At 42.3% G+C, this 12,396-nt stretch carries 7 protein-coding genes; all 7 read left to right on the plus strand.

The window, feature by feature from the left end; genetic code table 11:
* The first annotated feature begins 14 nt into the window (after positions 1 to 14).
* Positions 15 to 1,649 (plus strand): RagB/SusD family nutrient uptake outer membrane protein, encoded by a 1,635-nt coding sequence (locus tag WJR50_RS29290; protein ID WP_341296884.1) that lies wholly within the window; start codon positions 15 to 17, stop codon positions 1,647 to 1,649.
* A 106-nt stretch (positions 1,650 to 1,755) separates the two neighbouring features.
* Entirely contained in the window at positions 1,756 to 3,435 is a 1,680-nt protein-coding gene (locus WJR50_RS29295; protein ID WP_341296885.1) for an FAD-dependent oxidoreductase, read from the plus strand.
* 6 nt (positions 3,436 to 3,441) lie between these two features.
* The gene (locus WJR50_RS29300; protein ID WP_341296886.1) at positions 3,442 to 5,151 is read left to right on the plus strand and encodes an FAD-dependent oxidoreductase; all 1,710 of its coding nucleotides are present in this window, start codon (positions 3,442 to 3,444) and stop codon (positions 5,149 to 5,151) included.
* A 63-nt stretch (positions 5,152 to 5,214) separates the two neighbouring features.
* Positions 5,215 to 6,879, plus strand: coding sequence for an FAD-dependent oxidoreductase (locus WJR50_RS29305; protein WP_341296887.1), 1,665 nt, complete (start codon positions 5,215 to 5,217; stop codon positions 6,877 to 6,879).
* A gap of 99 nt (positions 6,880 to 6,978) precedes the next feature.
* Positions 6,979 to 9,369: an FAD-dependent oxidoreductase gene (locus tag WJR50_RS29310; protein WP_341296888.1), complete on the plus strand. Its 2,391-nt coding sequence runs from the start codon at positions 6,979 to 6,981 to the stop codon at positions 9,367 to 9,369.
* Between the two features lie 3 nt (positions 9,370 to 9,372).
* A complete protein-coding gene (locus tag WJR50_RS29315) occupies positions 9,373 to 10,509 on the plus strand; it encodes a hypothetical protein (protein ID WP_341296889.1) in 1,137 nt (378 codons plus the stop codon).
* Positions 10,510 to 10,542: 33 nt separating this feature from the next.
* Positions 10,543 to 12,258 carry an FAD-dependent oxidoreductase gene (locus WJR50_RS29320; RefSeq protein ID WP_341296890.1) on the plus strand — a complete coding sequence of 572 codons (1,716 nt, stop codon included), beginning with the start codon at positions 10,543 to 10,545 and terminating at the stop codon, positions 12,256 to 12,258.
* Positions 12,259 to 12,396: the final 138 nt, after the last annotated feature.

A 12,396-nucleotide genomic window follows, 5' to 3' on the forward strand; every position in this document is an offset into this window, starting at 1 on the left:
TAACCATATTTTGTTTGTGCTTCATAAATTATTCCTGTGAGGAATATCTGGAAAGATTACCTTTAGATTCTCCTTCTTCGGAAAATTTTCTAACCAATGAAACAGAATTAGAACTAGCGGTCACGGGCGTTTACAACACGCTCTGGTTTCACCCTCCGGGAGTAGGACATCCCTTCGTATTATCGTTGGAGTTTGCTTCTGATAATGGTTGGGATCGTAACGGAAGCGGCTTGCAGGCACTTGGCAGAGGAGATGCGAATTCTGATAATGATTTTACCGGGTCTTTTTGGACGGCATTTTATCGTGGCATAGGCCGTAGTAATTTTATTATATCCGGGTCATCTCAACTGGCCAGTGAAATGGATGCAGAAAAATATAATCGCTTATTGGCAGAGGTGCGGTTTTTAAGAGTGTATTTTTATTCCTACCTGAGTGAGCTCTACGGTGACATTCCATTATTAGTAGAAGAAACATCTTTGGAAGAGGCACAAATGCCAAGAACGCCAAAATCTGAAGTTGTTGATTTTATGCTGGCTGAGCTGGATGAAATCATTGACATCCTTCCTTCCGAACCCGAGAATAAAGGTAGGGCCACTAAGGGTGTGGCTTTGGCGCTTAAATCCAGAGTAGCGCTTTACAACGAACGTTGGGCAGAGGCAGCAGAAGCTGCGAAAACTTTGATGGACTTAGGTACATATCAATTACATGATGACTATGCTGAATTATTTAAATATGCAGGTGAAGATTCCCCTGAAATCATCATGTCAGTACAATATTTAAGAGGAGTACAAACCCATGCTATGCCCCGCAACTTTTTCTCCAGGATGGCATTAGGGCACTCTAATAAGAAACCACCACAGGATATGGTAGATACTTATGATGCGATTGACGGTTTACCCATTGATGAGTCTCCTTTGTATGACCCAATGAATCCTTTTGAAAACAGAGATTCACGCTTAAACTATACCCTGGTAGTACCGAATAGTGTGTATGTGGGATTTGTTTTTAATACAAACCCTGACAGTACTATGGTCTGGAACTACAATGAGACTCCTCCGGTGCGCATTGAAAATACAGAGGCTCCACATCCATATTCCTCCTTTACAGGTTATCTGTATAGGAAGCACGTAGACCCTATGGATTACCCTACAGATGTATCCAACAGTGAGCAGGATATCATTCTATTTCGGTATGCTGAGGTACTGCTCAATTATGCAGAGGCAAAAATAGAAATGAACGAAATCGACCAGTCTGTATATGATGCAATCAATGCGATACGGACCAGACCTACTGTAGAAATGCCTGAAATCACTCAGGGAAAAAGTCAGCAGGAACTTCGTAACATCTTAAGGAAGGAGCGGAGACATGAGCTTGGAATGGAGGGCTTAAGGTATTTTGATATCCGTCGTTGGAGGATAGCTCATGAAGTGATGCCTGGTCCTCTCAGAGGAAGGATAGAGACAGGTTTCTTGTCTGAGGCTCCTGAAATTGATGAAATCGGTACCCCTAGTTATGACAATGTAAGCAACGCAGATCAAATGGTTATCATTGAAACCCGCACATTTGATCCGGCAAGAGATTATCTCTGGCCTATTCCACGTATTGAACTGGAGACAAATCCCGAGCTTGAACAGAATCCAGGGTATTAGGGTGATTGCCTTACTTTAATTTTTAAACTGTAATCTAACTTTAGTAGAACGACTTCAAAGTCGTTCTACTTATCATTCTTTGATTTTACGCTTGAAAAGACTTGATATGATCATCAGAAATATAGTTTGTTTTATTTTAATAGGTTTCCTTGGCTGTTCTTCCCCAAATGAGCAGGAAAATGTTAGGGAAGTAGATATCTGTGTGTATGGCGGTACTGCTGCCGGTGTAATAGCAGCCTATTCCGCGAAAAAAATGGGTAAATCAGTCTTGCTGATAGAACCTGGTAAATACCTGGGAGGAATGACTACCGGGGGGTTGGGCTGGACCGATTTTGGGAACAAAGAAGCTGTTAGCGGACTGGCTCTGGATTTTTACAAAAGAGTTGGAAAAGCTTATGGTAAGCCCGAGCAGTGGGCTTTTGAGCCCTCTGTGGCTACTAATACCATACAGCAGTATTTGGATGAAGCAGACCTGGAAGTATTGTTTCAAAAGAGAATTTCCGGAGCAGTTACCGAAGATAAAAATATTATTGAAATAGCTTTAATGGATAGTGCCGACCCTACTTCACATCAGGAGATTAATATAAAAGCAAAGGTGTTTCTGGATTGTAGCTATGAAGGTGATTTGCTTCCTAAAGCAGGGGTCTCTTATGTAGTCGGAAGGGAAGCTGCTGATGTATACAATGAGTCACTTAATGGAGTACAACTGTATCCGGAAGAGCTGCCCGCGGATATTGATTCTATCAAAGTTGACTATTTTAGTAGAGTACCCGTTAACCGGCATCAATTTCCTGATGGGGTAGATCCCTATGTAGAAGAAGGAAATCCGGAAAGTGGCTTACTATGGGGGATTAGTGATGATAAGCTGGATCCTATTGGTAGTGGTGACAAGAAAGTGCAGGCATATAATTTTCGTTTATGTCTTACCCAGGATACTACCAATCAGGTGCCCATAAGTAAACCGGAAAACTATGATCCGGAAAAGTATACTTTACTAGCCCGGCTTATTGAAAAGCAAAAGAGTACTGATATCAATGATTATCTGCTTGCCAGGTGGAGCATGCCCAAGGGAGATATGGATGTGAATAATAAAGGTGGGTTTTCCACGGACATGATCGGTATGAATCATGAATATCCTGAAGCCGATTATGAAACCCGTGCTAATATCTGGAAGGCTCATGAAGACTATACCAAAGGTCTTTTATATTTCCTCGGTCATGATGAAAGAGTACCCGAAGAACTAAGGAATAAAATGTTGTCCCTGGGGTACTGCGAAGATGAATTTGTGGACAATAATCATTTCCCCACTCAACTATATGTGCGGGAAGCAAGAAGAATGATCGGCGAATATGTTATGACCCAACATAATGTAGTAGGAGATAAGGTAGTTGAAGATCAGGTGGGAATGGCTGCTTATGGTATGGATTCCCATCACATCCAGCGGATTGTGGTTGATGATGGAAAAGGAGGTGCACAGGTGAAAAATGAGGGAGATATACAGGTTCATGGCTTCCCTCCTTATCCCGTTGCTTACCGTTCTATCACTCCCAGGAGAGAAGAGTGTGAAAATCTTCTTGTACCCGTTTGTCTCTCTGCATCTCACATAGCTTATGGGTCTATCAGAATGGAACCGGTATTTATGGTGCTTGCCCAATCTGCAGCAGTAGCCGCATCATTAGCCATTGATCAGGGTGTGCCTGTTCAGAAGGTAGAGATAGCGGATATTCAACAAAAGCTTAAAGAGGATCCATTACTTGAAAATACAGCAAAAATGGCACAGAACTAAAAAGATATGAAGAACACTATATTATTATTCGCTTTTCTGCTGGGCTTAGTTGGCTCAGGGTTTAGCCAAAAAGCACAAAATAATACATACGACATTGTTATTTATGGAGGCACATCAGCTGGGGTTGCAGCGGCAATTCAAAGCTCAAGGATGGGCAAAAGTGTCTTGTTGATTGAGCCTTATCAAAGGATAGGAGGGCTTACCACCGGAGGCTTGGGGCAAACAGATATTGGTAATAAACAAGCTATTGGAGGGATATCCAGAGAATTTTATCAGAACATTCGCAAGTACTATAATGATCCTTCTAATTGGAAATGGCAGGATAGAGAGGAGTATATGGATGGAGGACAAACCCGGACTGCTGAAGGAGAAGATGCTATGTGGACCTTTGAACCTTCAGCGGCCTTGCAGGTCTATAAGGATATGCTTGCCGAAGAAGAGGTAGATTTAGTTTATGACAAAAAACTGAATAGAGAAAGTGGTGTAAAAAAAGAGGGGGCTGTTATTTCGCAAATTGAAATGGAAAGTGGTGAAGTTTATAATGGTAAAATGTTTATTGATGCTACTTACGAAGGGGATTTGATGGCAGCTGCTGATGTAAGCTATACCCTTGGCCGAGAGTCAAATGAACAGTACGGAGAAACTTTGAATGGAGTACAGGCAAATAAAATCAGCTTGTCCCTGCTTGGAACAGTATCAAGGAACGGCCGCCACCATAACTTTATAGCAGGCGTAGATCCCTATGTGGTCAAAGGAGATCCATCCAGTGGTGTACTACCTTATGTCAATACCGAAGGACCGGGTATAGATGGAAGTGGAGATAATAAGATTCAGGCATACTGCTTTCGCATGTGTTTGACTGATCATCCTGAGAATCGTATTCCCTTTGAAAAGCCTGCCAACTATGATGAGCGCAATTATGAATTACTCATCAGAAATTATGAAGCAGCAAAAGGACCTTTAGAAGAAATGTACGATTATGGAAGTTCAATCGCTCCCTGGATCAATTCTAATATGCCTAACCGAAAGACTGATACAAACAATAAATATGGTTTTTCTACAGACTTTATAGGGCAGAATTATGATTACCCTGAAGCTTCCTACGAGGAGCGGGAAAGAATCATTGAAGAACATAGAAACTATCAGAAAGGTCTGATGTGGACGCTGGCCAACCATCCCAGAATTCCAGAAAAGGTAAGGGAGGAAGTATCTCGCTGGGGAACATCCAAGGATGAATTTGCAAGGGAGGATGGCTGGCAACAGCAATTATATATCAGAGAAGCCAGGCGGATGGTAAGTGACTATGTGATGACCCAGCATCATTGTGAAGCCTTAGAAGTAGCAGAAGACCCCATAGGATTAGCAGCATACGGTATGGATTCCCATCATATTCAGCGTTTCATAGATGCCAACGGTTATGTGCAGAATGAAGGGAATGTAGAATGTAAAGTGGCGGGCCCTTATCCTATAAGTTTCAGGTCCATTGTTCCCAAAGAAGGTGAAGCAACTAACCTAGTGGTACCTGTTTGTCTCTCTGCTTCGCACATTGCTTTTGGTTCAATTCGTATGGAGCCTGTCTTCATGGTGTTGGGGCAATCAGCTGCCACAGCCGCGTCATTGGCGATAGACAAAGGTGTTGCATTGCAAGACCTGCCTTATGAGAGTTTGAAAGAGGTTTTGCTTAAGGACAAACAGCGGCTGGATCCATCAAAGTAGAAGGCTAGCTGTAGATTGAAAGGAAGGAACTAAGAATATTTATTAAATAAGCATTTAAAGCATATGAAGAAGACTATATTATTATCAGCTTTTCTGCTGGGCTTAATCTTTTCAGGGTTTAGTCAAAAAGCATACGACATTGTCATTTATGGAGGCACATCAGCTGGGGTAGCAGCGGCAATTCAAAGCTCAAGGATGGGCAAAAGTGTACTATTGATTGAGCCTTATCAAAGAATAGGAGGGCTTACCACCGGAGGCTTGGGGCAAACAGATATTGGTAATAAACAAGCCATTGGAGGAATTTCCAGAGAATTTTACCAGAATATCAAGAAATACTACGAAGATCCCTCTAACTGGAAATGGCAGAAAAAAGAAGAATATCAGGATGGAGGACAGACGCGTACTACTGAAGGAGAAGATGCCATGTGGACCTTTGAACCTTCAGCAGCCTTGCAGGTCTATAAGGATATGCTTGCCGAAGAAGATGTGACATTGGTATATGATCAAAAACTTAACAGAAAAGATGGAGTAACGAAAAGAGGAACATCCATTACTCAGATAGAAATGGAAAGTGGTGAAGTGTATGAGGGTAAAATGTTTATTGATGCTACTTATGAGGGAGATTTGATGGCGGCAGCAGGTGTAAGCTACACTCTTGGCCGGGAAGCAAATGAGCAGTATGGAGAAACTTTGAATGGAGTACAGGCCAATGACTGGAGTGTTACGCTCACACGACAACCATCCTTGAATGCCTATAATCATAATTTTGTTGATAGAGTAGATCCCTATGTGGTAAAAGGAGATCCCTCCAGCGGTTTATTGCCTTTTATCGTTAAAGGTGGCCCAGGTGTAGATGGTAGTGCTGACAAAAAGATTCAAGCTTATGGTTTCCGAATGTGCCTGACGGACCATCCGGAAAACAAGATTCCTTTTGAAAAGCCTGCCGGATATAATGAGCGCGATTATGAATTACTTTTTCGGAATTATGAAGCTGGTTTTGATAAGCTTCCCTGGATCAACTCGGCAATGCCTAACCGCAAGACTGATACCAACAATAACCACGGCTTTTCCACTGACTTCATTGGACAAAATTGGAATTATCCGGAAGCATCTTATGAAGAAAGGAAAAAAATAGTAGAGGCCCATCGCAATTACCAGAAGGGACTAATGTGGAGCCTGGCTTATCATCCACGAATACCAGAAAGAGTTAGGAACGAAGTGTCCCGCTGGGGCACTACAAAGGATGAGTTTGAGAGAGAAGATGGCTGGCAGCAGCAGCTGTACATAAGAGAAGCCAGACGGATGGTGAGTGACTATGTGATGACTCAGCATCATTGTGAAGGCATGGAAGTAGCCGAAGATCCAGTGGGACTGGCAGCCTATGGTATGGATTCTCACAATATTCAGCGTTATGTGGATGCTAATGGGTATGTGCAAAACGAAGGAAATGTACAGGCTAAAGTTGCAGGTCCCTATCCCATTAGCTATCGGGCAATTGTTCCCAAAGAGAATGAATGTACTAACCTGCTGGTGCCTATATGTCTTTCTGCCACGCACATCGCTTTTGGTTCAATCCGTATGGAACCTGTCTTCATGGTATTAGGGCAATCCGCTGCCACAGCAGCATCATTGGCAATAGACAAAAATCTTGCATTGCAAGACTTGCCTTATGAAAGCTTAAGAGAAGTTTTGCTGAAGGACAAACAACGATTAGCACCGGCAATGTAAAAATAAAAAAGTGAGGCGGGGAACTTATTTAAAATAGCACCTCAGGCAGGAGTTGGAAAGGTAGTTTTGAAATATTGATGACAATTTAAATTACACGATATGAAAGCTTTACATGTAACAGCCAGATTGTTATTCAAATATTTCACGTTGTTAGTATTTTTGCTCTTCCCTTATATGGTGGTGAGCCAGGAAATTGTATGGTTAGAAGCGGAACAATTAGATAATATTGGGGGGTGGACCAATGACTGGCAATTTATAGACCAGATGGGCTCCCCTTATCTGCTGGCCGCAGGCTTGGGAACACCAGTAGATGATGCCGTCTCTACCTTCAAAACCAGTAAATCTGGGAGCTTTAGGATATGGGTTCGCAGCCACGACTGGAGCCCTGAGGCTCATCCTGGGAAATTTGAATTACATATTAATAATAAGCAAACCGCTAAAACTTTTGGTGAGAGTGGCAAGGAGGGTTGGGTTTGGGAGGATGGAGGAGTGGTTTCACTGAAGAATGTTAACGAACTTCGCTTAAAGGATTTGACAGGATACTATGGCCGCTGTGATGTAATTGTTTTTAGTTCGGATTTAGATTGGACGCCCCCTGTTGAGCAGAATGACATTGCAAAACTTCGGGAGCGTTATGGGGCTGTAAGCCTGGAAACTAAGGATGTGGGTCACTACGATGTAGTGGTTGTGGGAGGAGGTATCTCCGGAACTTTAGCAGCAGTAGCTGCTGCCCGTGAAGGTGCAAGAACAGTATTAATCCAAAACCGAAAAATGTTAGGGGGAAATGCCAGCCTGGAAATTCTGGTACCACCGGTAGGGGTTGTGCAAACTAAATTGGAAGAAGAACATAAAAAATATGATGTAAGAGAAACCGGGTTGATTGAAGAAATAGCAGCATACGGAAACCAACGTTATTTTACTGACGGAAAACTTTATCCTAGCAGGCTATTAAGACTGGTAGAATCTGAGCCGAATCTTGACTTGTTTCTTAATACGCATGCTACTGGGGTGGAAATGGAAAGTGAAACTAATATAGCAAGTGTCCTCTGTATAGGTTTGCCTGAAGGTCAGCGATTAAGGTTCAGTGGAAAGTTATTTATTGACTGTACAGGCAATGGAATCATAGGTGTGAAGGCAGGAGCAGCTTATATGTATGGCAGGGAATCCCAAGATATGTACAACGAAACCAAAGCTCCTGAAGAAGCTGACACTACCACACTTCCCAGCTCTTTAAAGTACTGGTATGAGCCACAAGCTTCACCACAGCCCTTCAAAAGCCCCTCCTGGGTATATTCCTTCCCTCAGTGCAGTGATTTTGGAAAGGGACGACACCCTAAAATCGGACCTATTGATAGCCAATGGGTCATAGAACTGGGAGGTACTGAAAAAACATATGCCAACGCTGAAGCAGTGAGAGATGATCTTTTCAAATTAATCTATGGTATCTGGGATCATTTAAAAAACCATTGCACGGAATGGAAAGAGGAAGCGATGGACAAGAAACTAGTCTGGGTAGGACATGTAGTGGGAATGCGGGAAAGTTATCGTTTAAAAGGGGACTATGTGATGTCAGAACGGGACGTTACAGACCAGCCTCTTTTGAAGGACAGGGTTGCTTATGGTGGCTGGGGACTTGATGACCATCCCTCGCTAGGTTTTTTTGATCAGGAAAGGTTAAATAATCACACCCATCGGGGTGTGCTTCACTCCATTCCTTATCGGAGCCTATATTCCAAAAATATTAATAACTTAATGATGGCAGGCCGTGATATATCAGTAACGCACGTGGCACTGACTGCTACCCGTGTCATGTTAACCTGCGGTGTGATTGGGCAGGCTACTGGTACTGCCGCTGGTATGGCTATAAAGGAAAATACCTCACCACGAGGTATATACCAATCGCATTTAGACCTGTTGCAACAAAAGTTACTGAAACAAGGAGCATATCTGATAGAACTGCCAAACCAGGACCCCGAGGATCTGGCACTCATGGCAAGTGCAAAAGCTTCAAGTGAGTTAACTCCGGCAAGCGAAGTAACTAATGGTTATGCCCGGGCAAGGCTACCTTCTGCTTTTCCCCATGCTGAATTCCATTTTAATGCATGGATTCCTGATTCAACACAAAAAGGACCTCATTGGCTTGAGCTAAATTGGGCAACTCCTCAGTCTTTTAATGTGGTACATGTGGTGTTTCAGAACCGCGGTGAACTGGCACCAAAAAAATTTAGATTAGAGAAAAAGAGAGAAGGTAATTGGGAAACATTGAGAATAGTTGAAAATTCCCAGGCATACAGACGCTTTGTTCTACCAGTGGGAAAAGTAAATACATCCAGTCTGAGAGTGGTACTGGAAGAAGAAAAACCTTCTGGTGGAATCTGTGAAATCCGAGTATACAATGAACCACAACATAAAGTGAATATGGCTGCTCGTGCATACAAAACTATGAGTCAGCCTGATGATCAGGTATTGTTACCCTGGGAAAAAGAATGATAAATGAAAGTTGATGCCATACTTTTGATCAGCACCTTAATACTTGCACTGGGCTTTCAGTTTCTGCAAAATGAAAAACGACAGTATTTTAATGGAGCATTCCATCCAGGGAAAATTGTGCACGTGGAAGAAAGGCTCGTTAATTTTCAGGATACAATTCCCAACGATACTGTATATATCTGTTTTTCAGAGCGGAATAGTCCACTGGCTATTTACCGTGAAATACGGACAGGTGTCTGCCTGGAAGGCGTTTGCTTACCAGTATATCTTAATATTTACTGGACAGTTTCAGGAAATTATTTAGGCTATCAATTAGGTGAAGGTGAGGTGTTGACAAAAAATGAACATGAGCCTTTTACAGAGCATGATTATGAAAAACTGCATTCTTTATTAAATGACCCTCAATCACTGTTGGCAAATTATACTTTAGCAGAAATAGCCTCCGGAAACACAAATACGGAGCAGGTAGATGGGGTAAGTGGTGCTACCAAATCAGATTTGAGAGGTTATATTATCAAAGGAGCTGCTTACACTACCCATACATTATGGCATGTCGTTTACGGCCCTAGTAGGGATAGCGTAATGAATATTTCTTCAGCATATGCTTCCTCTCTTTTATTGAGTAATATGATTTCTAGTAGTGACAGACAGGATAAAATCTGGGCTGTGAGACAGTTTAAAGAAAAGGCGCATGAGTTTCCCGAGCTTATCCCCAAAATTCAAGAGACAATACAGTCAGGAGATTTCTATCTAAAGGAGCAGGCAATCCAAAGTTTGATTAACGCAGAGTTGAGTGATAGAGAGATTCAGATAAGGCTTTTTGAAGCATTTCCCATGTGCGATTTTGGTACAAAAAGAATGATCATCAATCAGTTGGCTGAATGTTGCAGGCTTAATTCAGAAGTTGTTGAAAAAATTGTTCAGCAAATTCCTATTGAAAATAATGCAATCGCTAATCTGCTATTTACTCTCTTAAATGAATCCTATCAACCAGAGCCTTTCCTTGTTCAGAAAGTAAGCCTACTACTAGGACATGAAAAGAAGTATATATCTGATGCAGCTTATAATTACCTCTCAACATCAGGAAGCAGAGAACCTGGATTAGAGGAAAAATTAAAAGAATATCAAAACAGGTATTAATAAATGAACATATCACAACCTAACTTTAGATGTATGAAAAAGTTATCTGTCTATCATTTTACGTGTATTTTACTATTCCTTTTTTCATGTTCTCAAACTACCACCGTTCAGGAAGAACCTTCAGCAGAAACTCATTCGGCTGACGTCATCATCTACGGAGGTACTTCAGCCGCGGTGACAGCTGCGGTGCAGGTAGCCCGCATGGGCAAGTCTGTTATCATGGTATCCCCGGATGTTCATCTGGGTGGCTTATCCTCGGGAGGATTAGGCTTTACTGATACAGGAAACAAAGAAGTGATCGGTGGTCTTTCTCGGGAATTTTATCATAAAGTCTATCAGGAATACCAGAAGCCTGAAACCTGGCAGTGGCAGAAAAAGGAAGAATACGGTAACAAAGGTCAGGGCACTGTAGCCTTAGATGGAGAGAATCGTACCATGTGGATTTTTGAACCTCATATTGCTGAAAAAGTATTTGATGACTTCATTGAAGAGCATGATATAGAACTTTATCGTAATGCCTGGTTGGACCGGGACAATGGTGTAAAAAAAGAAAACGGCAGGATTATCTCTTTCACAACATTAGATGGGAAGACCTTTCAGGGCAAGATGTTCATTGATGCTACCTATGAGGGAGACCTAATGGCTGAAGCAGGAGTTAGTTATCATGTTGGCCGGGAAGCCAACAGTGTATATGATGAAGAATGGAATGGCATACAAACCGGAGTATTGCATCATGGTCACTGGTTTAACAAAGACATCAGCCCTTATAAGATTCCCGGGGATCCCTCCAGTGGATTGCTGCCCCTCATTTCTGATGAAGATCCCGGTGAATATGGAGAAGGTGATGATAAGATTCAGGCATATTGCTTCCGTATGTGTCTCAGCAACCATCCGGATAACCAGGTAGCCTTTCCCAAGCCTGCCAACTATGATCCAGCACGCTATGAGTTGCTTGCAAGAGTATTTGCTTCAGGCTGGAGAGAGACTTTTAATAAGTTTGATGCTATCCCAAACCGTAAAACAGATACCAATAACCATGGTCCGGTAAGCACAGATTATATAGGCATGAACTATGAGTATCCTGAAGCTTCTTATGAACAACGCCAGGAGATCATCAAAGAGCATGAAGACTACCAGAAGGGGTTAATGTACTTCCTGGCTAATGATCCAAAGGTGCCCGAAGAGGTAAGAGAAGAGATGAGTCGCTGGGGATTAGCCAAAGATGAGTTTACAGATAATGGCCACTGGCCTCACCAGATCTATGTTAGAGAAGCAAGACGTATGATTGGTGACTATGTAATGACTGAAAATGATATTTTGGACAAGAGAGAAACGCCAAATTCAGTAGGCATGGGGTCCTACACGATGGATTCACATAACATCCAGCGTTATGTAAAACCGGATGGTTATGTGCAGAATGAAGGGGATATAGGCGTAAAAGTACCTGAGCCCTACGAAATAGCCTACAGCTCACTTGTTCCGAAAAAGGAAGACTGTGAGAACCTGCTGGTTCCGGTTTGTGTATCCAGTTCCCATATTGCTTTTGGCTCTATCCGTATGGAACCGGTCTTTATGATCCTCGGTCAGAGTGCTGCTACTGCGGCTGTACAGGCCATAGAAGATGAAGTGCCAGTGCAAGAAGTGGATTATGCTAAGCTTAAAGCTCAGTTGCTCAAAGACGATCAACGCCTGACTTTAAAAACTCAGGCTGTGGCTGAAAAAACTGTTGACCTTTATGCCGGTAAGTAAGTAATATGTTTTTGCTAAAAATAGCATAGTAACCTATATTCAGGCAAAGCTGGAGATTTCCATTCCAATTGGTAGGAAATCATTATTTTCGTGTTAAAAGTAACGCTATGAACCTCATTATTTTATTTGTTATTTCTG

Source organism: Catalinimonas locisalis, from assembly GCF_038039535.1.
GTDB lineage: Bacteria > Bacteroidota > Bacteroidia > Cytophagales > Cyclobacteriaceae > Catalinimonas.

Coding starts and splice junctions, on each gene's coding strand:
- WJR50_RS29295 (WP_341296885.1), top strand. CDS start 1,756: ATGATCATCAGAAATATAGTTTGTTTTATTTTAATAGGTTTCCTTGGC.
- WJR50_RS29300 (WP_341296886.1), top strand. CDS start 3,442: ATGAAGAACACTATATTATTATTCGCTTTTCTGCTGGGCTTAGTTGGC.
- WJR50_RS29305 (WP_341296887.1), top strand. CDS start 5,215: ATGAAGAAGACTATATTATTATCAGCTTTTCTGCTGGGCTTAATCTTT.
- WJR50_RS29310 (WP_341296888.1), top strand. CDS start 6,979: ATGAAAGCTTTACATGTAACAGCCAGATTGTTATTCAAATATTTCACG.
- WJR50_RS29315 (WP_341296889.1), top strand. CDS start 9,373: ATGAAAGTTGATGCCATACTTTTGATCAGCACCTTAATACTTGCACTG.
- WJR50_RS29320 (WP_341296890.1), top strand. CDS start 10,543: ATGAAAAAGTTATCTGTCTATCATTTTACGTGTATTTTACTATTCCTT.